22 protein-coding genes and 1 pseudogene are annotated in these 25,091 nt (G+C 72.3%); 13 read left to right on the top strand and 10 right to left on the bottom strand.

What is annotated here, in order from left to right; all coding sequences use genetic code 11:
- Positions 1-319 precede the first annotated feature (319 nt).
- Positions 320-2,206 carry a glycoside hydrolase family 15 protein gene (locus tag FHU30_RS20225; RefSeq protein WP_253877835.1) on the top strand — a complete coding sequence of 629 codons (1,887 nt, stop codon included), beginning with the start codon at positions 320-322 and terminating at the stop codon, positions 2,204-2,206.
- Between the two features lie 78 nt (positions 2,207-2,284).
- On the opposite strand, the gene FHU30_RS20230 is transcribed toward FHU30_RS20225, so the two are convergent.
- Entirely contained in the window at positions 2,285-4,063 is a 1,779-nt protein-coding gene (locus FHU30_RS20230; RefSeq protein WP_253877836.1) for a bifunctional metallophosphatase/5'-nucleotidase, read from the bottom strand.
- A 286-nt stretch (positions 4,064-4,349) separates the two neighbouring features.
- On the opposite strand from FHU30_RS20230, the gene FHU30_RS20235 reads away from it, so the two are divergent.
- A complete protein-coding gene (locus FHU30_RS20235) occupies positions 4,350-5,036 on the top strand; it encodes a hypothetical protein (protein ID WP_253877837.1) in 687 nt (228 codons plus the stop codon).
- A gap of 156 nt (positions 5,037-5,192) precedes the next feature.
- On the opposite strand, the gene FHU30_RS20240 is transcribed toward FHU30_RS20235, so the two are convergent.
- Together FHU30_RS20240 and FHU30_RS47140 are read right to left on the bottom strand one after the other, a co-directional pair.
- A complete protein-coding gene (locus tag FHU30_RS20240; RefSeq protein ID WP_253877838.1) occupies positions 5,193-6,581 on the bottom strand; it encodes a glycine--tRNA ligase in 1,389 nt (462 codons plus the stop codon).
- A gap of 281 nt (positions 6,582-6,862) precedes the next feature.
- Positions 6,863-8,380, bottom strand: a complete 1,518-nt coding sequence (locus FHU30_RS47140; RefSeq protein WP_253877839.1) for a DUF1906 domain-containing protein — start codon at positions 8,378-8,380, stop codon at positions 6,863-6,865.
- Positions 8,381-8,517: 137 nt separating this feature from the next.
- On the opposite strand from FHU30_RS47140, the gene FHU30_RS20250 reads away from it, so the two are divergent.
- The 8 genes from FHU30_RS20250 (at position 8,518) to FHU30_RS20285 (ending at position 15,319) form a co-directional block, all read left to right on the top strand.
- Positions 8,518-8,796 carry an antibiotic biosynthesis monooxygenase family protein gene (locus FHU30_RS20250; protein WP_253877841.1) on the top strand — a complete coding sequence of 93 codons (279 nt, stop codon included), beginning with the start codon at positions 8,518-8,520 and terminating at the stop codon, positions 8,794-8,796.
- A 93-nt stretch (positions 8,797-8,889) separates the two neighbouring features.
- The gene (locus tag FHU30_RS20255) at positions 8,890-9,849 is read left to right on the top strand and encodes a metal ABC transporter substrate-binding protein (RefSeq protein ID WP_253877842.1); all 960 of its coding nucleotides are present in this window, start codon (positions 8,890-8,892) and stop codon (positions 9,847-9,849) included.
- Positions 9,850-9,890: 41 nt separating this feature from the next.
- Positions 9,891-10,637, top strand: a complete 747-nt coding sequence (locus FHU30_RS20260; RefSeq protein WP_253877843.1) for a metal ABC transporter ATP-binding protein — start codon at positions 9,891-9,893, stop codon at positions 10,635-10,637.
- Positions 10,634-11,662: a metal ABC transporter permease gene (locus tag FHU30_RS20265; RefSeq protein WP_253877844.1), complete on the top strand. Its 1,029-nt coding sequence runs from the start codon at positions 10,634-10,636 to the stop codon at positions 11,660-11,662. The genes FHU30_RS20260 and FHU30_RS20265 overlap by 4 nt, the downstream gene beginning before the upstream one ends.
- Positions 11,659-12,054, top strand: coding sequence for a Fur family transcriptional regulator (locus tag FHU30_RS20270; RefSeq protein ID WP_253877845.1), 396 nt, complete (start codon positions 11,659-11,661; stop codon positions 12,052-12,054). Before FHU30_RS20265 ends, FHU30_RS20270 begins: the two co-directional genes overlap by 4 nt.
- Positions 12,055-12,292: 238 nt before the next feature.
- Positions 12,293-13,897, top strand: coding sequence for a M4 family metallopeptidase (locus tag FHU30_RS20275; RefSeq protein ID WP_253877847.1), 1,605 nt, complete (start codon positions 12,293-12,295; stop codon positions 13,895-13,897).
- A 346-nt stretch (positions 13,898-14,243) separates the two neighbouring features.
- A complete protein-coding gene (locus FHU30_RS20280) occupies positions 14,244-14,858 on the top strand; it encodes a hypothetical protein (protein ID WP_253877848.1) in 615 nt (204 codons plus the stop codon).
- 35 nt (positions 14,859-14,893) lie between these two features.
- A complete protein-coding gene (locus FHU30_RS20285; protein ID WP_253877850.1) occupies positions 14,894-15,319 on the top strand; it encodes an OsmC family protein in 426 nt (141 codons plus the stop codon).
- Between the two features lie 216 nt (positions 15,320-15,535).
- Here FHU30_RS20285 and FHU30_RS20290 read toward each other — a convergent pair whose 3' ends face one another.
- The 3 genes and pseudogenes from FHU30_RS20290 to recO all read right to left on the bottom strand — a co-directional run.
- A complete protein-coding gene (locus FHU30_RS20290; protein WP_253877852.1) occupies positions 15,536-16,378 on the bottom strand; it encodes a TauD/TfdA dioxygenase family protein in 843 nt (280 codons plus the stop codon).
- 194 nt (positions 16,379-16,572) lie between these two features.
- Positions 16,573-17,373: an isoprenyl transferase gene (locus FHU30_RS20295; protein ID WP_253877853.1), complete on the bottom strand. Its 801-nt coding sequence runs from the start codon at positions 17,371-17,373 to the stop codon at positions 16,573-16,575.
- Between the two features lie 236 nt (positions 17,374-17,609).
- Positions 17,610-18,335: pseudogene (recO, locus tag FHU30_RS20300) on the bottom strand (DNA repair protein RecO); the annotation flags it as partial.
- 185 nt (positions 18,336-18,520) lie between these two features.
- On the opposite strand from recO, the gene FHU30_RS20305 reads away from it, so the two are divergent.
- Positions 18,521-19,549, top strand: a complete 1,029-nt coding sequence (locus FHU30_RS20305) for a M4 family metallopeptidase (RefSeq protein WP_253877854.1) — start codon at positions 18,521-18,523, stop codon at positions 19,547-19,549.
- A 62-nt stretch (positions 19,550-19,611) separates the two neighbouring features.
- Positions 19,612-19,863 (top strand): protealysin inhibitor emfourin, encoded by a 252-nt coding sequence (locus tag FHU30_RS20310; RefSeq protein WP_253877855.1) that lies wholly within the window; start codon positions 19,612-19,614, stop codon positions 19,861-19,863.
- 117 nt (positions 19,864-19,980) lie between these two features.
- Here FHU30_RS20310 and leuA read toward each other — a convergent pair whose 3' ends face one another.
- The 3 genes from leuA to FHU30_RS20325 form a co-directional block, all read right to left on the bottom strand.
- The gene (gene leuA / locus FHU30_RS20315; protein ID WP_253877856.1) at positions 19,981-21,687 is read right to left on the bottom strand and encodes a 2-isopropylmalate synthase; all 1,707 of its coding nucleotides are present in this window, start codon (positions 21,685-21,687) and stop codon (positions 19,981-19,983) included.
- Between the two features lie 224 nt (positions 21,688-21,911).
- On the bottom strand, positions 21,912-22,682 hold the full coding sequence (gene ddaH / locus FHU30_RS20320) for a dimethylargininase (RefSeq protein WP_253877857.1): 771 nt from the start codon (positions 22,680-22,682) through the stop codon (positions 21,912-21,914).
- A 95-nt stretch (positions 22,683-22,777) separates the two neighbouring features.
- Positions 22,778-23,389 (bottom strand): TerB family tellurite resistance protein, encoded by a 612-nt coding sequence (locus tag FHU30_RS20325; protein ID WP_253877858.1) that lies wholly within the window; start codon positions 23,387-23,389, stop codon positions 22,778-22,780.
- Between the two features lie 99 nt (positions 23,390-23,488).
- On the opposite strand from FHU30_RS20325, the gene FHU30_RS20330 reads away from it, so the two are divergent.
- Positions 23,489-24,103 (top strand): hypothetical protein, encoded by a 615-nt coding sequence (locus FHU30_RS20330; RefSeq protein ID WP_253877860.1) that lies wholly within the window; start codon positions 23,489-23,491, stop codon positions 24,101-24,103.
- 45 nt (positions 24,104-24,148) lie between these two features.
- On the opposite strand, the gene era is transcribed toward FHU30_RS20330, so the two are convergent.
- Positions 24,149-25,084: a GTPase Era gene (era, locus tag FHU30_RS20335; RefSeq protein WP_253877862.1), complete on the bottom strand. Its 936-nt coding sequence runs from the start codon at positions 25,082-25,084 to the stop codon at positions 24,149-24,151.
- Positions 25,085-25,091 lie beyond the last annotated feature (7 nt).

Raw genomic sequence — 25,091 nt, forward strand, 5'->3', positions numbered from 1 at the left:
CAACGACAGGGCGGGGTCTCCCCCGCCCGGACCGTCCGCGGTGTCGTACAAGATCGCGTTTGTCCAGGCAGTAGGAGCTTCGCCCTGTTTGCGGGGACTGTACCCGCGGATTCGCCGCTCGCTCGGCGCCCGTCGCCCCGTGGCCCGTTTCCCCAGCTCAGGAGCATTGTAATGGCCTATACCAATAACGACTTAAGACGCCTCCCCGGCAGGAAGCGCCCGATACCCCCGCCGGGGAATCCCACGGCGGCCCCGGCCCGATCCATGGCCGGGCCATTGCCGAAGGGAGGGAATGATGGACCACAGAGGAGGTGAGGCCGTGAGGCCGAAGGTCGCCGGTGGCCGGGCGGGAGAGCCGTTCGCTCCGATCGCCGACTACGGGTTCCTGTCGGACTGCGAGACGACCGCGCTGGTCGCCCCGAGCGGGAACATCGAGTGGATGTGCCTGCCCAAGATGGACTCGCCCAGCGTGTTCGGCTCCATCCTGGACCGCGACGCCGGGTACTTCCGGGTGGGCCCGGCGGGTGTCGAGGTGCCCGCCGCGCAGCGGTACATCCCGGGCACGATGGTCATGGAGACCACCTGGTGGGTGCACGGGGGGTGGATCGTGGTGACCGACGCCCTGCTGATGGGGCCCTGGCACCACGAGACGGAGCGGTCCCACACGCACCGCCGCGCCCCCACCGACTACGACGCCGACCACGTCCTGCTGCGCATGGTGCGCTGCGTGAACGGCCAGGCCCAGGTCCGGCTCGACTGCATGCCGGTGTTCGACTACGGCCAGACCCCGGCCCGCTGGGAGCACTCCGGCGCCGGCTACCACGAGGCCATCGCGCGCGGGAACGGTGTCGCGCTGCGCCTGACGACGGACATGAACGTCGGGTTCGAGGGCTCCCTCGCCACGTCCCGGACGCTGCTCAAGCAGGGCGACGCCCGGTTCGTCGCGCTGTCCTGGAGCGAGCACGAGCCGCCCGCCACCTACGAGGAGGCGCAGGACCGGCTGGTCTGGACCGTCCACCACTGGCAGCACTGGCTGGACCGCGGCCGGTTCCCCGACCACCCCTGGCGCAGCCACCTGCAGCGCAGCGCGCTGACGCTGAAGGGGCTGACGTTCGCGCCGTCCGGGGCGGTCGCGGCGGCGGCGACGACCTCGCTGCCCGAGACGCCCGGCGGCGAGCGCAACTGGGACTACCGCTACACCTGGATCCGCGACTCCACGATGGCCCTGTGGGCGTTCTACACGCTGGGCTACGACTGGGAGGCCAACGACTTCTTCTACTTCATCACCGACGTCGCCGAGGCCGCCGAGGGCAAGCTCCAGATCATGTACGGCCTGGACGGCCGGGAGGAGCTGCCCGAGTCCACGCTGGACCACCTGAGCGGGTACGACGGCGCCCGGCCGGTGCGCATCGGCAACGAGGCGTACGTGCAGAACCAGCACGACGTCTGGGGCGCGATCATCGGGTCGGTCTACATGTTCGTGCGCAAGCGCGACCGGCTGGACGACCGGCTCTGGAAGATCGTGGTGAAGCAGGTCGAGGACGCGCTGGACAACTGGCGGCAGCCGGACGCCGGGATGTGGGAGGTGCGCGGCGAGCCGCAGCACTTCACCTCGTCCAAGATGTTCTGCTGGGTCGCGGCCGACCGCGGCGCGCGGCTCGCCCGCATCCGCGGCGACCACGACCGGGCCCGGCGCTGGCAGGCGGCGGCCGACGAGATCCACGCCGACGTCCTGGCGAACGCGCTGGACGACCGGGGCGTGTTCGTCGCGCACTACGGCGCGGACGCGCTGGACGCCTCGGCACTGCTGATCCCGCTGCTGGGCTTCCTGCCGCCGGACGACAAGCGGGTCCGCGAGACGGTGCTCGCCATCGCCGACGAGCTGTCCGAGGACGACCTGGTGCTGCGGTACCGGGCGAGCGAGACCGACGACGGTTTCGACTCCGAGGAGGGCACCTTCACGATCTGCTCGTTCTGGCTGGTCAGCGCGCTGGTGATGATCGGCGAGGTGGAGCGGGCGAAGGCGCTGTGCGAGAAGCTGCTGAGCTACGCCAGCCCCTTGCAGCTGTACGCCGAGGAGATCGACCCGCACACCGGGCGGCACCTGGGCAACTTCCCGCAGGCGTTCACCCACCTGGCCCTGATCAACGCGGTCATGCAGGTGATCCAGGCCGAGGAGCGGGAGCAGGAGCCCCCGCTGGCCTGACCCGGCCCTGACGGTCGAGGGGCCGGAGCGGACACTACGTCCACTCCGGCCCTTTCCGTTGCCGCTTGCCGCCTGCCGTCAGCCGTTGACGCGGTCGAGCGGGGCGGGCGTCAGGGTCGGGTGCGCGCGCAGGTAGGCGACGAACGCCTCGTGGTCGGCGGGCGCGTTGCGGTACGGGTCGGTGAAGCCGGTCAGCGCCGGGTAGCCGTCCGCGCCGATCAGCATGTAGGCGAGCGCCGCGACGCGGTAGGTGCGGGCGGGGTCGAGCGGCTTGCCGTCGATCAGGACGTCCTTGGCATCGACGCGCTGCCCGTCCGGACGGCTCGCGTCGTACCGGTAGCGGACGTTCGCCGAAACCGCCAGCGGCGCGAACCTGCCCTTCTGCCACTGCTGTTCGAGCGCCTGCCGGATCTTCTCGCCGGTCAGCCCGACGGTGAGGATCGGGTTGCCGTAGCCGTAGGCGCGCCACGCCTCGCCGAAGGTGATCCGGCCGTCGGCGTCCCCGGCGGACGTGCCCTTCGCGACGGGCAGGTCCGCGGCGAGGGCCGTGCTGCCCTGGGCGGGCTTGGTGGCGACGAGGGCGAGGTCGGCGCGTCCGGCGGGGCCGCGGTTCGCCGTCCAGTACTGGACGTCCGCGGCGAGGTCGCCGAGCGTGCTCTCGCCCTGCGGGTTCGCGGCGCGGGTGAAGTCGCCGGTCTGGGTGGCGAGGGGTTCGGCGGCGCGGCGGTTCCCGCGCCCGGTCCAGTAGTCGGCGATCCGCTGGACCTCGCGGTCGGGGGCGATGTCGCGGGTCACCGGGTGGTTGGCGGAGCGGGTCGCGGAACGGTCCACCTCGCCGGTGCGCGGGTCGAGCTTCAGGTCGATCTCGCTGATCAGGCGCCCGTGGTTGAGGCCCTCGATCACCGGGCGCGGGTCCCCCGCGGGGTCGGGCAGCGAGCAGTTGAAGCCCGCGTGCCAGTGGCCGGTGACGATCGCGTCGATGTCCGGGGACGCCTTCCGGGCGAAGTCGATCACCGGCCCGGACGGGTTGGCGCACGCGTTGAACCCGCCGCCGGCCGTCCCGCCGTCGTGCACGTTCGCCACGATCGCGCGGACCCCGCGCCGGCGCAGCTCGGCGGCGTACCGGTCCGCGGTCTCCAGCAGCGGCAGCGAGCGCAGTCCGGGCTGGTAGGACGTGCTGCCGACCGGCGTGTCCGGGACGGTCAGGTCGATGAAGCCGACCGGAATCCGCCTGCCGTTCGCGCCGCGCACCCACTCGATGTTGTAGGGCTTCAGGATGGGCTTTCCTGACCGGGCGTCCACGATGTTGCCCGTGTAGAACGGGAACTTCGCGCCGCGGAACCGGTGGCCGGTCGAGTCGGTGAAGCAGCTGTCGACGTCGCGGACGCCGAAGCAGCGCCCCTTCATCATGTGGTCCTTGAGGTTGGACGCCGAGACGTCCAGCTCGTGGTTGCCGACCGTGGAGAACCGGACACCGAGCTTGTTCAGCACCTCGATCGTGGGTTCGTCGCCGAACGCGTCCACCTCGAACGGCCAGCCGCTGAAGTTGTCACCGGCCGAGAACAGGATCGAGTTGCGCTGCCCGGCGCGGAGCCGCTGCAGGTGGGCGGCGTTGTAGGCGGCGCCGCCGACGGTGAGCCTCGTCCCGTCCGGGAGCTGGACCTGGCCGTTCGCGGCGTCGTTGTAGGGCTGGAGGTAGCCGTGGAAGTCGGTGATCGACAGCAGCTGGACGTCCACCGGCGCGGGCGCGGCGAGGGCCGCCGGGGCCTGGACCGTTCCGATCGCCGTGGCCACCGCCAGCGGGACCGCCAGGGCGGCGGCGGCCCTTCGGGCCCTTCCGAGTCGTGCCGTACGCATGCGCCATGTCCGTTTCGTCGAGTGCGGGGTACGGCACGCAGATGATCATTTCCAGGTGACGCGGACCCCACGGCGGGACCGACGGCGCATGAACAGCCGATCGTGACACCAAGTCACATACGGCCCATTGGGCTTGAAATTGCCCAATCCCCCAACGTAACCCGACTTTGAACATGAGCGAGTGTCACATTCCGGCCATAACAACCTCGGTCAGACTTCTTTTCGGACGAGAGAGATGAAGTTACCTTCGCGTTGCCCACCCCGTAACCGGACAAAGGAGCATCCGGTGGCGCAAATCAGGAAATCGTTCATGCTGGCCGCGGCCGCGGCCGCGCTCGTCGTCGGCTCCGCCACGGCGGCGACGGCGGCCGGGACCGGCATCCACTCCGGCTCGGCGACCGGCCCCCTCTTCGGCGGCAACGTGAAGGGCTCGCTGCTCGGCACGGCCACCGTCAGCACCTCCGTCGGCGGGGGTTCCTGCAACCAGTCCACCATGCTCGGCTCGGTGCACTCCGACGGCACCGCCCTGACGATCAACTCCGCGACGTTCACCAACAACCCCGGGCCGGCCTGCCCGGGCGGCGGCGGCACCGTCACGGTCACCGCGCAGAGCCTGCCGTGGAGCGGCGGGAACGTCACCTACGACGGCGCGCACACCGGCGGCCGGGACGCCACCGTCACCATCGCCGGGTTCAAGGTCCGCGCCGACGCCAGCATCTTCGGCGGCATCACCTGCTACTACGGCGGCAGCGTCACCGCCAACGGCTACAACCCGAACAACCCCAACCGGCCCGACACCACGGTCGCGCAGGCCCAGATCAAGCTGGCCAACGCCACCATCAACAAGATCTCGACCGGCAGCAACTTCCTGTGCCCGTCCACCGCCACGGTGACCGCCGCCTACCAGCTCCAGGGCGAGAGCTCGCCGGGCTCCGGCAACTACAGCCTCCAGCTGTGGGTGGCCGCCTCCTAGTCCCCCCGCCCGCACACCATCGGCGGGCGCGCCCACCCCGCGGCTGAACGCGGGCGCGCCACGCGAAAGGGGCCGTCTCCCCCACGGAGACGGCCCCTCTTCAGCTCGGCGTTCTGCCCGGCGGCTCGGCGCCGCTTCGCGCGGTGGTCTCGTCGGCTAGCAGCCGACGAGCTGCGCGGCGAGGAAAGACTCGACCTGGCCGAGGGAGATGCGCTCCTGACTCATCGTGTCCCGCTCCCGGACGGTCACCGCGTCGTCCTCAAGGGTGTCGAAGTCGACGGTGACGCAGAACGGGGTGCCGATCTCGTCCTGGCGGCGGTAGCGGCGGCCGATCGCGCCCGCGTCGTCGAAGTCGACGTTCCAGTTCTTGCGCAGCCGCGCGGCGAGGTCGCGGGCCTTCGGCGACAGGTCGGTGTTGCGGGACAGCGGCAGCACCGCGACCTTGACCGGGGCGAGCCGCCGGTCGAGCCGCATGACCGTGCGCTTCTCCAGCTTGCCCTTGGCGTTCGGCGCCTCGTCCTCGGCGTAGGCGTCCATCATGAACGTCAGGGTGCAGCGGTCGACGCCCGCCGCGGGCTCGATCACGTACGGGACGAACCGCTCGCCGGCCTCCTGGTCGAAGAACGACAGGTCCTGGCCGGACGCCTTGGCATGCGTGGTCAGGTCGAAGTCGGTGCGGTTCGCGACGCCCTCCAGCTCGCCCCACTCCTTGCCGGAGAAGCCGAACCGGTACTCGATGTCGACGGTCCGCTTGGAGTAGTGGGACAGCTTGTCCTTCGGGTGGTCGAACAGCCGCAGGTTGTCCTTCTTGATGCCGAGGTCGGTGTACCAGGCGAACCGCTCGTCGATCCAGTACTGGTGCCACTCCTCGTCGCTGCCCGGCTTGACGAAGAACTCCATCTCCATCTGCTCGAACTCGCGGGTGCGGAAGATGAAGTTGCCCGGGGTGATCTCATTGCGGAACGACTTGCCGATCTGGCCGATGCCGAACGGGATCTTGCGGCGGGCGGACTGCTGCACGTTCAGGTAGTTGATGAAGATGCCCTGCGCGGTCTCCGGGCGCAGGTAGGCCAGGCCCGACTCGTCCTCGATCGCGCCGAGGTAGGTGCGGAGCATGCCGTTGAACATCTTGGGCTCGGTGAACGCGCCCTTGACACCGCAGTTCGGGCAGGTGACGTCGGCCAGGCCGTTCGCCGGCTCGTGGCCGTGCTTCTCCTCGTAGGCCTCGGTGAGGTGGTCGGCGCGGAACCGCTTGTGGCAGGACTGGCACTCGGTCAGCGGGTCGACGAACTCGCGGACGTGGCCGCTGGCCTCCCAGACCTCGCGGGCCAGGATCACCGAGGAGTCGAGGCCCACCACGTCGTCGCGGCCCTGCACGACCGACTTCCACCACTGGCGCTTGACGTTGTTCTTCAGCTCGACGCCCAGCGGGCCGTAGTCCCAGGAGGAGCGCAGACCGCCGTAGATCTCGCTGGACGGGAACACCAGGCCCCGTCGCTTGCTGAGATTGATGATCGTGTCCATCACGTCGGAACGGCGTGCCATCAGCGTTTCTCCATCCGGCTGGCGGTCGGCGGGATTGTTCGTAGCGCGCCCCGCCGCGCAAGGCGGAAGGGCGGCGAGCGTGATCCCCGTTGGTTCGTGCGCGGCCCATCTGGTGCCCGGGCCGCTTCGTGCTCAGGCTGCTGCGATGCTCACGGAGCGGCGCTCCGGGCAGCCCTCCCCAGCTTAGGGCACCGGTCGCGGCGGCCGAACTCGATATCCCGCCGCCCGATACCAGGCCGAGATGCGGCGGTGCCCGCACGCCGCAAGGCGTCGGTGTCCGCTCAGTAGACGCGGCCGTCCACCACGTTGCTGTCCACGTAGAGGGTCACCCCGCCGTGGCTCTCCCTGTGGTCGCCCCGGTACTGCTTGATCCGGCGATGCGGGGACCACCACCGGTTGGGCAGGACGGAACTGCCGTAGACGCTCGCTTTACCGTCCCAGTGCGCGAACCAGATCGAGCGCGGCTTCACGAAGCCCTTGGCCCAGCCCAGGTCGCGGATGCCGGTGCTCGCCCCGCTGTAGATCCCGGCCGGGTAGTCGCGCGCGCCCAGGGCGAGGGTCCAGGCCTGTAGGAAGCGGAGGACGGCCGTCCGGCAGGGGCCGTGGCTGCGGTACGCCTCCATGTCGTAGTAGATCGGCTTGCTCCGGGGGATGCCGAGCGCGCGCGCACGAGCGACGGCATCGGCCGCCGCGGCCCGGGCGGCCCGCTCGGGCCGCCTGGCGTCGAAGCGGGCGCGGTGCCGGGTGCAGGGCGCCTGCGGCCCGACGTAGGTGGGGATCAGCCGGTACCCCATGGCCCGGACGGCCCGGACCCACCCGGCGTTCAGGTGCGGTTGCGCGCAGCCGCGCGAGACCCCGCCGATGTAGACGTTAGCGACCGAGTAGGCGCTCCGCCAGGCCCGCATGGCCCGCAGGGACGGCGCGGCGCACGCGTCGAACCCGCGTCCGGACGCCCATTCCCGCTGCGGCTCCCGCCTCGTCCGGGCGGCGGCCTGGTCGGCGTACTGGTCCACTTCGGGGAGGACGTAGGCCGGACGCGGCGCCGGGTCGTGCGGCCACTGCGAACCGGGATCACGCGGCCACTGCGAACCGGGGTCGTCGGGCCACTGCGAACCAGGGGCGTGCGGCCACTGGGACTCGGGGTCATGCGTCCAGCCGGCGCTGAGCCGCGTCGAGCGCAGGACGCGCCGGAGGGCGGCCGGATGCTCGCCGTACAGGCCGGTGATCGTCACGCCCGCCTCCGGAAGCGGCACGCGGACGACGCCGTCCCGCCTCGCGGGCAGCGCCATCGACGCCAGCCGGTCCGGCCGGACAGGGCCGGTGCGGCGGATCGTCGAGGGCGAGGCCGCCGCCGGGCCTGGACGCGTTGGCCGGATCAGCACCGCCTCGGCGCCGCCGACCACGCGAGCCGGGCAGGACGACTGCTCCCCCGGCGTCCCGAGGTAGATCGCGCGCCGGTCGAGCCGCACGCAGGCGCCCGGCTCGGCGTCCAGCCGGTGCACCTCCCAGCCCCGCGGCACCGGCACCTCGACACCCCGGTAGACCACCACGCGCCGCCCCGACGAGGCACGGCCCGCGGACGCCTCCGGAGCGCGGGCAACGGCACGCGCCGACCCGGTAGCAGTGCGCTCCAACCCGGTGGCGGTGCGCGCCGACCCGGTGGCGGCGGGTGCCGACGCGGCGGCGGGTGGCGGTGCGTCGGCCGCGCCGGCGGCGGTGGGCGCCGGTACGGCTACGGCGAGGCCCGCGGCCAGCGGCGCGAGTCCCAGCACGACGATCGGCATGGCGGCTGGACGCACGTCGATCCCCTCTCCCCGGTGAGCGCCCGCGGTCGCGGGCCGCGCGCCTCTCATGATCTTCAGGGGGCGCGCGCGGGCGGCGGGGCGCGCCGGGAATTTCCCCGATCTTTGGCCCGGCGTGCTGGGAGGATGGCGGAATGATCGCGATCACCCGGTTCCGGGTCCCGGCCGAGCGCGCCGCGGACTTCACCGCCGAGATGAAGGCCCTGCTGTCCGACCTCGCCGCCGGTCCGGGCCACCGCGCGGGGCGGCTCGCCCGGACCGTGGACGACCCGGAGCTGTGGGCGCTGATCACCGAGTGGGACGGCGCGGGCTACTACCGGCGCGCGCTCGGCGTCACCTCCGTCCGGATGCGGCTTTACCCGCTCGCGGCGATGGCGATCGACGAGCCCGGCGCGTACGAGGAGGTGCTCTGAGGCCGAACCGGTCCGCTCCGGAACGCCTGTTGCGTCCGCCACATCCGTGATGACGGTTTTGACAACCGTTTTCATTTTGTCCAGACTTGGGGTGTGTTCACCAAGCCTGCCGACCGCCGTGCCTCCCGCCCCGCGAGGCGCCGCGCGCTCCCCCTCGTCCCCCTGACCGCCGTCGCCCTCGCCGGGACGCTCGGCCTGACCGCCTGCGGGTCCGGCTCCGCCGGGAGCGGCGGGCGGACCAAGGTCGTCGCGGGCTTCTACCCGATGGCGTGGCTCGCCCAGAAGATCGGCGGTGACCACGTCAAGGTGCAGACGCTGACCAAGCCCGGCGCCGAGCCGCACGACCTGGAGCTCACCCCCCGCCAGATCGCGGACGTGGGGAGCGCCGACCTCACCCTCTACGTCAAGGGCGTCCAGCCCGCCGTGGACGACGCGGTGGCCAAGCGCGCCAAGGGCAAGTCGTTCGACGCGGTGTCCGCCGTCAAGACCCTCCCGGCGCGCGACCTCGGCGAGGAGGGCGAAGGGCACCACACCGACTACGACCCGCACGTCTGGGTCGACCCGGGACGCATGGCCGCCATCGCCAAGGGCGTCGGCGACCACCTCGCCAAGGCCGACTCCAGGAACGCCGCCGACTACCGGACCCGCACGGACGCGCTGGTCAAGCAGCTGAACGACCTCGACACCGCGTTCCAGACCGGCCTGAAGACCTGCAAGCGCAAGACGGTCGTCACCTCGCACGCCGCGTTCGGGTACCTCGCCGACCACTACGGCCTCACCCAGGTCCCGATCGCGGGCGTGGACCCGAACGCCGAACCGTCCCCGAAGCGGCTCGCGCAGCTCGCCGACGAGGTGCGCAAGACCGGCGCGACCACCGTGTTCACCGAGACGCTCGTCAGCCCCAAGGTCGCCCAGACGCTGGCCCGGGAGGCGGGCGTGAAGACCGCCGTGCTCGACCCGGTCGAGGGCGTGAAGCCCGGCTCGTCCGACGACTACCTCTCGGTGCTGCGCCGCGACCTCGACATCCTCCGTCCCGCACTGGAGTGCTCGTGACCCCGCCCCCCTTCGCCATGACCGATGGACCCCCGTTCGCCATGACCGATGGACGTGTTCGCCTGGACGGCCGGGAGGTGCTGTCCGGGATCGACCTGCGGGTCGAGTCCGGTGACGTGCTGGCCCTCACCGGTCCGAACGGGTCCGGCAAGTCCACCCTCGTCCGCGCGCTGCTCGGGCTGCTGCCGCTGAGCGGCGGACGCACCGAGATCTACGGCGCTACGCCCGCCCGGTTCCGGGACTGGGCGCGGATCGGGTACGTCCCGCAGCGGCTGCCCATGGGCGGCGGCGTCCCGGCGACCGTCCGCGAGGTCGTGGCGTCCGGGCGCACCGCCCGGCAGTCCCGCTGGCGCCCCGCGTCGTCCGCCGACCGCGCCGCCGTGGACCGCGCGCTCGAAGCCGTCGGCCTCGCGGACCGCGCGCGCGACTCCGCCCACCTGCTGTCCGGGGGGCAGCAGCAGCGGGTGCTGATCGCCCGCGCGCTGGCCGGCGAGCCCGAGGTCATCGTCATGGACGAGCCGAACGCCGGGGTCGACGCCGACAACCAGCGCGCCCTCGCCCGCACGCTCGGCATGCTCACCGGCGAGGGCCGCACGGTCCTGCTCGTCCTGCACGAGCTCGGCCCGCTGGAGCCGCTGATCACCCGCACCGTCCGGCTGGAGAACGGCCGCATCGCCGCCGAGGCCCGGCTCCGCGGCGCGGACGCGGCGTCCGGACCGGCAGGCGAACCAGCGTCCGGACCGGCGTCCGGACCGGCCGCCGAGGAGACCGCGGGGAGCCTGGCATGAGCAACGTCCTGGCCTACGACTTCATGCGGATCGCGCTGGTCATGGCGGTCCTGATCGGGCTGACAGCCCCGGCGATCGGCACCTTCATCGTGCAGCGCAAGCTGTCGCTGCTCGGCGACGGCATCGGGCACATCGCGCTCACCGGGATCGGGCTCGGGCTGCTCACCGGGACGTCCCCGATCCTCGGCGCGCTGGTCGTGACCGTCCTCGGCGCGCTCGCGATCGAGCTGCTGCGGGCGCGCAGCCGCAGCGGCGGGGACGTCGCGCTCGCGCTGCTGTTCTACGGCGGCCTCGCGGGCGGCGCGCTGCTCACCCAGGCGCAGAGCGGCGGCACCAGCCTCCAGTCCTACCTGTTCGGCTCGATCAGCAGCGTCACGATGGACGACCTGTACCTGGTCGCCGGGCTCGCCGTCGCGGTGCTCGCGATCGTGGCCGTGTTCGGCCGCGACCTGTTCCTGCTCTGCCAGGACGAGGAGCTGGCGCGCGCGGCGGGGCTGCGGGTGCGGTTCCTGTCGGTGCTGATCGCGGTGACCGCCGCGGTCACGGTCGTGATCGCGATGCGCGCGGTCGGGCTGCTGCTGGTCGGCGCGCTGATGATCATCCCGGTGGCGGCGGCGCAGCAGGTGGCCCGGGGCTTCCGTGCCACCATGCTGACCGCGATGGTGATCGGTGTACTGTCGGCGGTGTCGGGGCTGCTGAGCTCGTTCCAGTACGATCTTCAACCGGGTCCGGCGATCGTGCTGCTCGCCCTCGCGGTGTTCCTGGCCGCGGTCGCCGCCGGCGCGGCGCTCCGCCGCCGCCGGGCGGACGCGGCCCGGACGGGGCACGGTGGCGCGGCGGCGCCCGCGGGCCTCCCGCCGCACGCGGCGGGCGTCCCGGCGGACGGCGGTGGCCCGGGCGCGGCCCCGGTCGCGGCGTGCGGACCGGCGGCGGAGGCCGGGGCGTGCGGGCCGGGCGGGACCGCGGCGCGCGGTCCGGAGGGCCGGCACGACGTGGAGGCCGAGGCGGAGGTGCTCGGAAAATGACCAAGGGGGGCACGACGTCCCGGCGGAACGCGGTCCGCGAGGCGCTCTCGGGCAGCGAGCAGTTCCGCAGCGCGCAGGACATCTACGCCGACCTGCGCGCGGACGGCTCGAAGATCGGCCTCACCACGGTCTACCGCGCGCTGCAGGCGCTGTGCGACGCCGGCGAGGTGGACGTGCTGCGCACCTCCGAGGGCGAGGCGGTGTACCGCGCCTGCCGCTCCGAGGAGCACCACCACCACCTGGTCTGCCGCCAGTGCGGCCGGACCGTCGAGGTGGCCGGGCCGGCCGTGGAGCGGTGGGCCGACGCCATCGCCGCCGAGCACGGCTTCAGCGACATCACCCACACCGTGGAGATCTTCGGCCGCTGCGCCGACTGCACCGCCGCCGGCTGACCCGCGCGGCCGTCCGGGTCCGCCGCACGGCGGGACACCTGCCGCCTGGGTGCGGGCACGGGGGCAGGATGCCTGGTCACGGTTGGTGACGGGTGACACCTCGCGAACATCCGTTCCGCTTTCTGTCACTTTTCACCAAGTAAACCGAATACCTCTCATGTCATAAATGTCCCCACGCCACGGCGGGCCCGCCGATCGGGCCCCGGGGGAGCCATGGCGCTCGCATGAGAGGGCGTTCATGAGAAACACCCCCCGCCTGGTGCTCGGCGCCGCACTGCTCGCCGCGCCGGCCACCGCCGTGATCCCCACCGCCGCCTCGGCCGCGCCCGCCCCGACGGCACCCGCGCCCTCCGTCGCCGCGAGCCGCGCGCTCGGCGCAGCCGACGCGCACGCGGGCGACCTGAAGGCGGCGTCGGACCAGAAGTTCAAGGTCGTGGGCGTGGCGGTGGACCGGGACGGGACGTCCCACACCCGCATGGTCCGCACCTTCCGGAACCTGCCCGTGCTCGGCGGCGACGTGGTCGTCCACCAGAGCCGGTCCGGCGCGTACGAGGGGACGAGCGTCACGCTGCGGTCCGCGCCGAGCCCGACCGCGCCGAAGGTGACGGCCGCGAAGGCGAAGAAGGCCGCCGCGGCGAAGCACTACAAGCTGCGCGACGACGGGATGCTGGTCGTGGAGGCGCGCACCGCCGACCACCAGCCGCGGCTCGCCTGGCGGTTCAAGACCGAGGGCAAGAAGGCCGACGGCACGCCGAGCCGCGTCTTCACGTCGGTGGACGCGCTGACCGGCAGGGTGCTGTTCCGCGAGGAGACGATCAAGACGGACGCGGGCGACGGCAAGGGCCTGTACTCCGGGACGGTCCCGCTCCAGCTCACCAGGTCCGGGTCGTCCTACCAGATGAAGGACCCGACGCGCGGCGGCACCTACACCGGCGACGCGCAGAACCAGACCGACTTCTGCATCTTCATCTTCTGCCTCTGGCGCGCCCCCACGAACGTGTTCACCTCGTCCACCACGCACTTCGGCGACGGGACGAACTCCAACCGCGCTTCTGCCGGCGTGGACGCGCAGTACGGCACGGACGAGACCTGGGACTTCTACAAGGAGGTCTTCAACCGCACCGGCATCAAGGGCGACGGCAAGGGCTCGTCCAACCGCGTCCACTATGACAACAAGTACGCGAACGCCTTCTGGGACGACTCCTGCTTCTGCATGACCTACGGCGACGGTGACGGGCAGCAGCTCGCGCCGCTGACCTCGCTGGACGTCGCGGCGCACGAGATGACGCACGGCGTGACGAGCGCGACCGCGAACCTCACCTACAGCGGGGAGTCCGGCGGGCTGAACGAGGCGACCTCCGACATCATGGCGGCGGCCGTCGAGTTCTACGCCAACAACCCGAACGAGACGGGCAACTACCTGGTCGGCGAGCGGATCGTGCTGCCCGGGTTCGGCAAGCCCGCGCTCCGGTTCATGGACAAGCCGAGCAGGGACGGCAAGTCGCCCGACAGCTGGTCCGCGGACCTGAAGAACCTGGACGTGCACTACTCGTCCGGCGTGGCGAACCACTTCTACTACCTGCTGTCCGAGGGCAGCGGCGCCAAGACCATCAACGGCGTCAACTACGACAGCCCGACCTATGACGGCAAGGCGGTCAGCGGGATCGGTCGGGACGCGGCGACGCGCATCTGGTACCGGGCGCTGACCACCTACATGACGTCGAGCACGGACTACAAGGCCGCGCGCACCGCGACGCTGAACGCCGCCAAGGACCTCTTCGGCGCGGGCAGCACGCAGTACAACGCCGTCGCCGCCGCCTGGACGGCCGTGAACGTCAACTAACCGCGGCCTGGACGGCCATGGACGTCAGCCAGCGGCCGTTCGAACGTCTCCGGGGACCGAAGCCCCGTGTCCGCCCCGCCAGGACACGGGGCTTCACCGTCCCCGCCGCCTCACCCTCCTCGCGGCCGCACCGTCCCCCACCGCCGCACCGTCCTCGCGGCCGCAGCGTTCCCGCAGGTGGCGCCCCCATCCGGCACACGGTCACCCGGCAGCACGCGGTGCGCTCGCGCCACGTTTCGCCCTGCAACAAAGACCTTTTCGGCATGGTCCCTCTCGTGACGGACCGGCATAGTGGTCAACTGCGTCAAAACAGACCACCAATGAAATCCTTCCCAGGGGGGACCACATGCTCCTCAACCGCCGCACAAGCCCGCTCCTGCTCACGGCCTGCGCGGCCGTGCTCGCCACCGCCACCGCCTGCGGGTCCGGCAGCTCCGACGCCGGGACGGCGGGCTCCGACTCGTCCCACAAGCCCAGGAAGTCGTCGAGCGGCGGTCCGGGGAACCCCACCGGCGTCCCCACCTCGCACGCGCCCGGCTCGTGCCACGCGTCCAGCACCGACCCCGCCACCACGCACCCGGACCCGAAGTGCACGCCCGGCGCCACCAACCCGGACGTCACGCAGGCCAACATCCACAAGACGGTCTGCGTCGCGGGCTACACCAAGACGATCCGCCCGCCGGTGTCCTACACCAACGCGCTGAAGAAGCAGCAGATCATCGAGTACGGCTACAAGGACACCAGCCCGTCCTCCTACGAGGAGGACCACTTCATCCCGCTCTCCATCGGCGGCAACCCCAAGGACCCGCGCAACCTCTGGCCCGAGCCCGGCAACCCCAACCCCAAGGACCAGGTCGAGTTCAAGCTGTACAAGGCGCTGTGCGCCGGGCAGATCACGCTCGCCGCGGCGCAGAAGGCGATCGTCACCGACTGGACCACCGCCGGGAACCTCGTCCACTGACGGGCCGTTCACGCGCGGTTGGCAGAATCGGGGGCATGGCAACCACTCGAATCGCGAACGCGCACTGGGAAGGCCCGCTCATGGGCGGCCAGGGGACGGTGTCGCTCGACTCGTCCAAGATCGGCACTTACGAGGTCTCCTGGCCGTCCCGGGCCGAGGAGCCCAACGGGCGCACCAGCCCCGAGGAGCTCATCGCGGCCGCGCACTCCACCTGCTACTCGATGGCGCTCTCGCACGGCCTCGCCGGGGCCGGGACGCCGCCGGAGAAGGTGGACACCAAGGCCGAGGTCACCTTCCAGCCCGGTGAGGGCATCACCGGGATCCACCTGACCGTCCGGGCGAGCGTGCCCGGGCTGGCCGCGGCCGACTTCGAGAAGGCCGCGCAGGACGCCAAGGCGAACTGCCCGGTGAGCAAGGCGCTGGCCGGAACGAAGATCACGCTGGACGCGGCGCTCGTCTAGCCCCGCCGAGACCGGTCCCCGCCGCCCGCACGGGCGACGGGGACCGACTCATCCGCCCCGGCCGGACGGACCGCTACATCCGGCCAGAGGCGACGCTCCGCGCAAGCGGTCCGCGGGAGTCGAAGCGGAAGCGCTCGGAGCGTGTCCTTCAGTAATGCGGGTAAAGCCGAAGCGCTCGGTGAGCGCGCCTCATAGCCGCAGCGGTCGGAGAGCCGCTCATGGATGCGGGTGGAGGGGCAGCGGGGCGCTTCCGGCGCAGGCCACCAGGCGCAGCCGCCGCTCCCCGGGCCCGCCCTCGCCGACGTCGCGGACGTCCCGGTGCTGGGTCGCGCGGTTGTCCCAGATCACCACGTCGCCCGGCCGCCACCGCCAGCGGACGGTGTTCTCCAGCGCCGTGACGTGCTCCTGGAAGAGGCGGATCAGCGCGGCCGCGTCCGCCTCGTCGCTGAGCCCCGCGACGCGCCGCGCGTACGCGCCGAGCAGCAGCACCCGCTCCCCCGTCTCGGGGTGGACGGTCACCAGCGGATGGTCGAGGACCCCGTCCGGGCCGGCGTGCTCGATCCACAGCCGGTCGGCGATCTCGCGCAGCTCGACCGGCAGGTGGTCGTAGGCGGCGGCCGTGTTCGCCCAGACGGTGTCGCCGCCGAACGGCGGGACGGTCAGCGCGTGCAGCACCGACACGCCGGGCGGACGCATCGTGTCGCTTCCGTCGGTGTGCCAGCCGCCCGCCGGATCGTCGTCGGCCTCCCAGCTGCCCCGGTGCCAGGGCGCCGCGCAGCCGGAGCGGACGATCGGGGCCGACGGCTCGCCGAACAGCGCGGCCAGCTCCGCCTGCTCGGAAACGCCGAAATCGCCCTGGCCGCGGAGGAACAGCACCTTGTGCCGGAGCAGCGCGCGGCGCAGCAGGCGCGCCGTCTCGTCGTCGAGTCCGCTACACAGCCGGACGCCGGTGACCGCCGCGCCGATCCGTCCGGCGACGGGTTCGACGCGGGCCGCGCGAGCGGCGTGGCGGGCCCGGACGGGACGGGCGGTCGGCAGGTCCAGCAGACGGTACGCCATGGCTTGACGGTAGGCCGCCGTCCCGCAAAAGTCAACCAATCAGGTAGGGATTATCGACTAAGCGCCCACGCCGCACCACGAGAGTGATGCGGCGAACCGCGCGAAAGCGGAGGCAGCGAGCGGACGACCGGACGCAGGCGGACGCGCGGTGGCGGCAGGCGGACGCGCGGTGACGGCGAGCGGGCAGCCGGGCGTCAGGCGGACGGCGCGACCGGGAGCGGGTTCGGCTCGGCCCCGCCGTAGCGGCGGTCGCGGCTCGCGTAGACCTCGCAGGCGTGCCAGAGGTGCCGCCGGTCGAAGTCGGGCCAGAGCGTGTCGAGGAACACCATCTCCGCGTACGCCGACTGCCAGAGCAGGAAGTTCGACGTGCGCTGCTCGCCGGACGAGCGCAGGAACAGGTCGACGTCCGGGATGCCGGGCTCGTCGAGGTACTTCGCGAACGTCTTCTCGCTGATCTTGTCCGGGTTGACCTTGCCGTCCCGGACGTCCCGGGCGAGCTGCGCCGCGGCGTCCACGATCTCGGCGCGGCCCCCGTAGTTCACGCAGAACTGGAGGGTGAGGACGTCGTTGTGGCGGGTCATCGCCTCGGCGTCCTCCAGCTCCTTGATCACGCTGCGCCAGAGCCGCGGCCGCCGCCCGGCCCAGCGCACCCGCACGCCCATCGAGTCCAGCTGGTCGCGGCGGCGGCGGATCACGTCCCGGTTGAAGCCCATCAGGAACCGCACCTCGTCCGGCGACCGCCGCCAGTTCTCGGTGGAGAACGCGTACGCCGACACGTACGGGATGCCCAGCTCGATCGCGCCCATGATCACGTCGAACAGCGAGTCCTCGCCGCGCTTGTGCCCCTCGGTGCGGGGCAGCCCGCGCTGCTTGGCCCAGCGTCCGTTGCCGTCCATCACGATCGCCACGTGCCGGGGCACCAGCTCGGCCGGGATCGCGGGCGGGCGCACCCCGGTCGGGTGCGGGTACGGCGGCTGAACGGCGGCCCTGCTCAAACTGTCTCCCTGTCGGTCGTCCCGCCGCTCCCGGCGGGTTGTTCGGCGTCCCGGCCCCCGGATGCGCCCCGGGCCCCCGGGACATCTCCGGCCCCGGGGAAGTCCCCGGCTCCCGGAACGTCCCTGGCCCCGAGGAAGTCCCTGGCCCCGGAGAGGTCTCCAGCGCCGGAGAGGTCCCCGGCCTCGGGGGTGTCCGGGCCGCGCTCGGGCACGGCGGTGCCGCGCTCGCCGGAGTCGCGTTCGACGTGGCGGAGGGAGCGGATGCCGTGCTCCAGGTGCCACTGGAGGTAGGCGGCCACCAGGCCGCTGCACTCCGTCCTATGCCGCTGCTCGGAGTCGTCGGCGTAGTCCCACTCGCCGCGCAGCAGCGCCAGCATCAGCGCGAACGTCGGCGGCGCGGGCGTGGCGGTGCCGGGCTGCCGGCAGCGGGCGCACATCGCGCCGCCGCCCGCGATGGAGAAGCCGCGCAGCTGGCCGCGGTCGCCGCAGCGGCCGCACTCGTCCAGCGCCGGGGCCCAGCCCGCCACCGACAGCGACCGCAGCAGGAACGCGTCCAGCACCAGGCGCGGGTCGTGCGTGCCGTCCGCCAGCGTGCGCAGGCCGCCGAGCAGCAGCAGGAACTGGCGCAGCGCGGGCTCGCGCTCGGCGGCGGTCAGTTTCTCGGCGGTCTCCAGCATCGCCGTCCCGGCGGTGTACCGCGGGTAGTCGACGACCAGCCGCTCGCCGTACGGCCGGAGCGTCTCGGCCTGGGTGATCAGGTCGAGCGAGCGCCGCTCGTAGAGCTGCAGGTCGACGTGCGTGAACGGCTCCAGCCGCGCCCCGAACCGGGACCGGGTCTTGCGCACCCCCTTGGCCGCCGCGCGGAGCCGGCCGGAGCGCCGGGTCAGCACGGTCACGATGCGATCGGCCTCGCCCAGCTTCTGGGTGCGCAGGACGATGCCTTCGTCGCGGTAGAGGGTCACCCGCCCATTGTCGCCCACGTCCGGACGTGCCCCCGCACGAGATCACCCGATCCGCGCACACTCCGCACATCCCCGGCACGATCGGCGCGCCGAAACGAGATCATTACGCTCCGCGACCGGATTCGGCCGGGCGACGTTGGCCGAAGATGTGGCCCAAGTCACTCCGGGGATGGCAGCGTTGAACCATGAGATGCACCATCGTGCCGCCGCACATCCTCGACCACATGGCCCGCGAGGCCGACGAACCCGAGCTGCGCGAGCTCGCCCGCCGCAGCCTGGTGATCAGCTCCGCCCAGCGCACCGAGCGCCGGGTGCTGCCGGTCGCCGCCCCGTCCGCCACGCAGGACTTCAACCCGAGCCGCACCATCAAGGACGCCGGCCATACCGAGACGCTGCCGGGCAAGACCGTCCGCGCCGAGGGCGCCGGGCCGACCTCCGACGCCACGGTCAACACCGCCTACGACTGGCTCGGCGTGGTGTTCGACTTCTACGAGACCGCCTACCAGCGGGACTCGATCGACGGCGCCGGGCTGCCGATGATCTCCACCGTGCACTACGGCCAGAACTACGACAACGCCTTCTGGAACGGCGAGCAGATGGTCTACGGGGACGGCGACGGCACGCTGTTCACCGCGTTCACAGGCCCGCTCGACGTCACCGGGCACGAGCTCACCCACGGCGTCACCCAGTACACCGCCGCGCTGGAGTACTACGGCCAGTCCGGCGCGCTCAACGAGTCGGTCTCGGACGTGTTCGGCTCGCTGATCAAGCAGTACCACCTCGGCCAGACCGCCGACCAGGCCGACTGGCTGATCGGGCAGGGCCTGCTCGCCAAGAGCGTGCACGGCGTGGCGCTGCGCTCGATGAAGGCGCCCGGCACGGCCTACGACGACCCGCAGCTCGGCAAGGACCCGCAGCCCGCCGACATGGCGCACTACGTCGACACGTACCGTGACAACGGCGGGGTGCACATCAACTCGGGCATCCCGAACCGGGCGTTCTACCTCGCCTCCGCGGCGATCGGCGGGCACGCCTGGGAGAAGGCCGGGAAGATCTGGTACCAGACGCTGACCGGCGGGAAGCTGGCGGCCACGGCGGACTTCGCCGCGTTCGCCGCCGCGACGGTCGAGACCGCCGGGTCGCTGTACGGCGCGTCCGGCGCGGAGGCGTCCGCGGTACGGCAGGCGTGGACGGGGGTAGGCGTCCACGTGTGACCGTGAGATTCTCACCCTGGGTGGGAATCCCGGTCCGCGCGACGAGAGCGGAGGAGACCTTGGTGAAGGTGACGGTGGTCCGAAGCGGCGGTTTCGCCGGGATCGAGCGGCGCGGCCAGGCCGACAGCGCCGACGACCCCCTGCTGGCAGGGCTGGTAGGCCGCGTCGACCTGGCGAAGGTCCCTCCGCCCGGCCGCATCCCCGACCAGTTCGTCTACGACATCGACATCGACGGCCGGGAGGCCGTGGTCGGCGAGGCGCAGCTGACCGGGCCGCTGCGGGAGCTCGTCCACCACGTCCTCGACGGAGGCTGAAGGGGGTTTCCGGGTGCCGACCCCGCGCGGGCGGCACCCGGAAAGCTCTCCTCGACCGGCCGACCGCCGACCGGCCGACCGGACGTCGGTCCGTCCCGGCCCGGACGGCGCGTGCCGTCAGGCGGTGCGGGCGACGCGGTTCACGGCGGACAGCATGGCCTTGAGCGAGGCGGTGACGATGTTGCCGTCGATGCCGACGCCCCAGACGGTGCGGCCGTCCACGTCGCACTCGACGTAGGCGGCGGCGCGCGCGTCGCCGCCCGCGCTGAGCGCGTGCTCGGCGTAGTCCAGCACGCGGACGTTCACGCCGACGGTGGCCAGGGCGTCCTCGAACGCCGAGACCGGGCCGTTCCCGACGCCCTCGATCTCGCGGATCTCGCCGCCGACCCGGACGTCGCAGGACAGCCGGTCCTTCTCGTCCACCCGGGACACCGCGCGGTGCGCGAGCAGGCCGACCCGCGGTCCGTTCGCCAGGAACTCGCGCTCGAAGATCTCCCACATCCGCTCGGCCGTGACCTCGCCGCCCTGGTCGTCGGTGTGCTGCTGGACGACCCGGGAGAACTCGATCTGCAGGCGGCGCGGCAGCTCCAGCGAGTGCTCGGTCTTCATGACGTAGGCGACGCCGCCCTTGCCGGACTGGCTGTTGACCCGGATGACCGCCTCGTACGTCCGGCCCACGTCGTGCGGGTCGATCGGCAGGTACGGGACCTCCCAGGTGAACTCCTCGACCGGGACCCCGGCGGCCGCCGCGTCCCGGCGCAGGTGGTCGAAGCCCTTGTTGATCGCGTCCTGGTGCGAGCCGGAGAACGCGGTGTAGACCAGGTCGCCGCCGTAGGGGTGCCGCTCGTGCACGGGCAGCTGGTTGCAGTACTCGACGGTGCGCCGGATCTCGTCGATGTCGGAGAAGTCGATCATCGGGTCGACGCCCTGGGTGAACAGGTTCAGGCCGAGGGTGACCAGGCAGACGTTGCCGGTGCGCTCGCCGTTGCCGAACAGGCAGCCCTCGATCCGGTCGGCGCCGGCCTGGTAGCCCAGCTCGGCGGCGGCGACGGCGGTGCCGCGGTCGTTGTGCGGGTGCAGCGACAGGATGACCGAGTCGCGGAACGCCAGGTTCCGGTTCATCCACTCGATCTGGTCGGCGTAGACGTTCGGGGTGGCCATCTCGACCGTGGCGGGCAGGTTCACGATGACCTTGCGGTCCGGGGTCGGCTGCCAGACCTCGTTGACGGCGTTGCAGACCTCGACCGCGTACTCCAGCTCGGTGCCGGTGAACGACTCGGGCGAGTACTGGAAGTAGATCTCGGTGTCGCCCGCCTGCTCGGCGAGCTTCTTGCACAGCTTGGCGCCCTCGACCGCGATGGCGGTGATGCCGTCCCTGTCCTGGCCGAACACCACGCGCCGCTGGAGCGTGGACGTCGAGTTGTACAGGTGGACGATCGCCTGCTTGGCGCCGCGGACGGACTCGAAGGTCTTCTCGATCAGCTCGGGCCGCGCCTGCGTCAGCACCTGGATCACCACGTCGTCGGGGATCCGGCCCTCGTCGATGATCTGCCGGACGAAGTCGAAGTCGGTCTGGCTCGCCGCCGGGAAGCCGACCTCGATCTCCTTGTAGCCCATCCGGACCAGCAGCTCGAACATCTGGAGCTTGCGGTGGGAGTCCATCGGGTCGATCAGGGCCTGGTTGCCGTCCCGCAGGTCCACCGCGCACCAGCGCGGCGCCTCGGTGATCACCCGGTCGGGCCAGGTGCGGTCGGTCAGCCTGACCGGTGCGAACGGCTTGTAGCGCTGGAACGGCATGCCGGAGGTGTTCTGCTGCGGATACATCTGGGTGGGCTTCCCTCTGCTCAGTCCTTGCGGTCTGTGCGGCCGACGGTCACGTCAGATTCCCGCAGCGAGGGAGCCGACCTGACTACAGGCCCCCGCTGCGGCCGCTAAGGAGAAGCAGGTCCGCGAACACGGTTGTCAAGCTAACAGATCCCATCCGCAACACGGAAACCACGTCTCGCGATCTGAGATGATCGTTTCTCGCGCGGCTCCTACCAGCGTATTCAGGAAAGCCGTGTCGGGACGAGTACGGAGAGGCATGTCACACAGCCCTCCAGGGCCTCGAACTCGCCGATGTCCACGACCGTGACGCGGAAGCCGTCCGCGGCGAGTAGATCGGCGGTGCGCGGCGCGGATGCGGAGAGCAGCAGGTGGTCCGGGCCGAGCACGACCACGTGCGCGCCGGCCGGCTCGGGCGCGACCCGCAGCCCCGGCAGCGCCGAGGTGTCCAGCCACTCCGGGACGCCGATCAGCGAGCCGTCCGGGAGCGCGGTCATCGCCGACTTCAGGTGCAGCGCGCCCCGCACGTCCACCGGGACGGTCCGGCGCCCGCCGACGAGCCGGGCGAGCTGGCAGATGCCCTCCTCGTTGGTGCGCTCGCCGCGCCCGACGTAGACGGTGTCGCCGGCCGCCAGCACGTCGCCGCCGTCCAGGGTGCCGGGCTCGGTGATCCGCTCGATCCGGAGCCCGAGATCGCGGACGACCGCCTCGGTGCCCGCGACCTCGGCGCGCCGCTCCGGCGCGCCCGGCAGGGCCAGGACGGCGGTGTCCCCGCAGACGACGACGGTGTCCTCGACGAACACCGCGTCGGGCGCATCGTCGGCCTCCGGGACGGCCCGGACGCTCCAGCCCGCCGCGCGCAGCGCCGCCGTGTAGGCGTCGTGCTGGCGGCGGGCGAGCGCCAGGTCCACCGGCCGGCGCTCGATGTGGGTGACGATCCCCTCCGCGAGCCGGGGTCCCGGCCGCCGCACCAGCGCGATCCCTGCGTCCGCCATGCTCTCGCCCCTCCCGGGCCCGTGCGGGCCGTCCCCGCCGTCCGTGCCGCGGCCGGCGGGCGTTCCCTGTGAGGTTAGTGTGCGGCGCTGTGAGGTCAGTGTGCGGCGCCTTCGGTCATGGTGATGACTCCGAGCGCGTGCGCGCGGCTCATGCCGAGGAGCTGGGCGACGCGGTGCAGGGTCTGCCGCTCGGGCTCGTCCAGGGGGCCGTCGGCCAGCCCGATCCGGACGCAGCGGGCGAGGAACCACTCCTTCGCCTCGACGGCCAGGCCGGTCCCGGCCCGCGCGACCTCCTCCTCCAGGAAGGCGTCGCGCAGCTCAAGGTCGGTGTCCACGGCGTCGTCGTCGTAGCCGGGCTCGCCGTAGCCGGTGACGGCCTCGATCGCGCGGGCGCGGCTGCGCTCGTCGTCGGGGTCCCCGGCGCGCAGCACGAGCCCGGCGGCGGCGCGCATCCCGGCGGGCAGCGCGGCGGCGAGCTGCTGGGCGGTCGGGGTGCGCAGCGCCGACACGGCGAACCGGGTCCTGCAGACGCGGCACTCCACCACCTCGCCCAGGCGGCGCAGCGGGACGACCGGGAGGAAGAAGAGGGTGAGCCAGCGGCGGGCGGACCGGCGGCGGTAGGCGCGGTCCCCGCCGCAGCGCGGACAGTGGAAGATCCCCTCACCCGTCGCGCGGAAGAACACCGAAAAGCCGAAAACAAGCAACACCGGTCTCTCCTCCCATAACGGACGCATCCAAACTACCGATCCCCGCCGCCTCCCGCGTCCCGCACGATCAACCGGGCACCCGCCCCCTACGCTGGGCACATGACCGGTGACATGGGACGGCCCGAGTTCCTGCCGCCCGAGGAGGAGCCGCGGGCGCCCGCTCCCGGACCGGGACCGGAACTCCCGGCCCGGCCCGCGCGGCGCCGCCGCGCCGGGACGCTCTGGAGCGTGCTGACCGTACTGTCCGCCGGGACCCTGCTGGTGTCGGCGTTCCTGCCGTGGGCGCGGCTGGAGATGCTCACCGAGCTGCTCGGCGCCACGGTCAGCGACGACCTCGGCTCGGTGGCGGGCATCGAGCTGGACGGCACCATCGTGGTCGTCCCGGTGCTGGCCCTCGCCGCGGCGGCGCTCGCGCTCTGGGGCTCGGTCGGCCGGGACGCCCGGATCGGCTCGCTCGCCGCGCTGCCGGGGGCGCTCGCGCTGGTCGCCTGCGTCCTGTTCGCGCTGCGGCTGGGCCGGGCGAGCGACCACTTCAACGACGACGGCGCGCTGCTCGCGTCCCGCACGCACGCCACGCTCGCCTACGGCTGGTACCTGGGCGTCGCCGCGTCCCTGCTGGTCGTGGGGTTCAGCCTGGCCCGCCCGGTCGCCGTCCGGGCGCGCGGCCGGGTGCGGTCCCGGACGGCCGTCGCCGAGGCCCCCGAGCAGCCCTGACCCGTCCGGACGGCCGGCCCGCCGGCCGCCGGCGGTGGAAGCCGATCAGTCGTAGAAGCCGAGGCGGCGGAGCTGCTTGGGGTCGCGCTGCCAGTCCTTGAGGACCTTGATCCGCAGGTCGAGGAAGACCTTGGTGCCGAGCAGGGCCTCGATCTGCCGCCGGGCGCGCTGCCCGACGTCCTTCAGCCGGGCGCCCTTGTGCCCGATGATGATGCCCTTCTGGCTGTCCCGCTCGACGTAGAGGTGGGCGTAGATGTCGGTGAGGTCCTCGCGGCCCTCGCGCGGGGACATCTCGTCCACGGTGACGGCGATCGAGTGCGGCAGCTCGTCCCGGACGCCCTCCAGCGCGGCCTCGCGGATCAGCTCGGCGACCAGCACCTGCTCCGGCTCGTCGGTCAGGTCGCCCTCGGGGTAGAGCGGGTAGCCCTCCGGCAGGTGGTTGATCAGCAGGTCGCCCACCACGTCCACCTGGAAGCCGTCCTCCGCGGAGCAGGGCACGATGTCGGCGAAGGTCCCCAGCTCCCCGACCGCGAGCAGCTGCCTGGCGACCTGCTCGGGCGTGGCGAGGTCGGTCTTGGTGACGATCGCGACGACCGGCGTCCGCTTCACGTTCGCCAGCTCGCGCGCGATGTACTTGTCGCCGGGGCCGACCGGCTGGTCCGCCGGGACGCAGAAGCCGATCACGTCGACCTCGGTGAGGGTGGACCGGACCAGGCTGTCCAGCCGCTCGCCGAGCAGCGTGCGCGGCTTGTGCAGGCCGGGGGTGTCGACCACGACGAGCTGGGCGTCCGGCCGGTGCACGATGCCCCGGATCGCCCGCCGGGTGGTCTGCGGGCGGCTGCTGGTGATCGCCACCTTCGTCCCCACCAGCGCGTTCATCAGGGTGGACTTGCCGACGTTGGGCCGTCCGACGAAGCAGGCGAACCCGGACCGGAACGGCTCGGGCTGCGGGGTCTCGGCTGGCGATCCTGGCGCTGTCACGTCACCA

It is taken from the genome of Actinomadura rupiterrae (assembly GCF_024172125.1).
Taxonomy (GTDB): domain Bacteria; phylum Actinomycetota; class Actinomycetes; order Streptosporangiales; family Streptosporangiaceae; genus Spirillospora; species Spirillospora rupiterrae.

Excerpts from the sequence above, each read along its gene's own strand:
- FHU30_RS20230 (WP_253877836.1), bottom strand. The coding sequence starts at position 4,063 with ATGCGTACGGCACGACTCGGAAGGGCCCGAAGGGCCGCCGCCGCCCTG.
- FHU30_RS20240 (WP_253877838.1), bottom strand. The coding sequence starts at position 6,581 with ATGGCACGCCGTTCCGACGTGATGGACACGATCATCAATCTCAGCAAG.
- FHU30_RS20250 (WP_253877841.1), top strand. The coding sequence starts at position 8,518 with ATGATCGCGATCACCCGGTTCCGGGTCCCGGCCGAGCGCGCCGCGGAC.
- FHU30_RS20260 (WP_253877843.1), top strand. The coding sequence starts at position 9,891 with ATGACCGATGGACGTGTTCGCCTGGACGGCCGGGAGGTGCTGTCCGGG.
- FHU30_RS20265 (WP_253877844.1), top strand. The coding sequence starts at position 10,634 with ATGAGCAACGTCCTGGCCTACGACTTCATGCGGATCGCGCTGGTCATG.
- FHU30_RS20270 (WP_253877845.1), top strand. The coding sequence starts at position 11,659 with ATGACCAAGGGGGGCACGACGTCCCGGCGGAACGCGGTCCGCGAGGCG.
- FHU30_RS20275 (WP_253877847.1), top strand. The coding sequence starts at position 12,293 with ATGAGAAACACCCCCCGCCTGGTGCTCGGCGCCGCACTGCTCGCCGCG.
- FHU30_RS20280 (WP_253877848.1), top strand. The coding sequence starts at position 14,244 with ATGCTCCTCAACCGCCGCACAAGCCCGCTCCTGCTCACGGCCTGCGCG.
- FHU30_RS20285 (WP_253877850.1), top strand. The coding sequence starts at position 14,894 with ATGGCAACCACTCGAATCGCGAACGCGCACTGGGAAGGCCCGCTCATG.
- FHU30_RS20290 (WP_253877852.1), bottom strand. The coding sequence starts at position 16,378 with ATGGCGTACCGTCTGCTGGACCTGCCGACCGCCCGTCCCGTCCGGGCC.
- FHU30_RS20305 (WP_253877854.1), top strand. The coding sequence starts at position 18,521 with ATGAGATGCACCATCGTGCCGCCGCACATCCTCGACCACATGGCCCGC.
- leuA (WP_253877856.1), bottom strand. The coding sequence starts at position 21,687 with ATGTATCCGCAGCAGAACACCTCCGGCATGCCGTTCCAGCGCTACAAG.
- ddaH (WP_253877857.1), bottom strand. The coding sequence starts at position 22,682 with ATGGCGGACGCAGGGATCGCGCTGGTGCGGCGGCCGGGACCCCGGCTC.
- FHU30_RS20330 (WP_253877860.1), top strand. The coding sequence starts at position 23,489 with ATGACCGGTGACATGGGACGGCCCGAGTTCCTGCCGCCCGAGGAGGAG.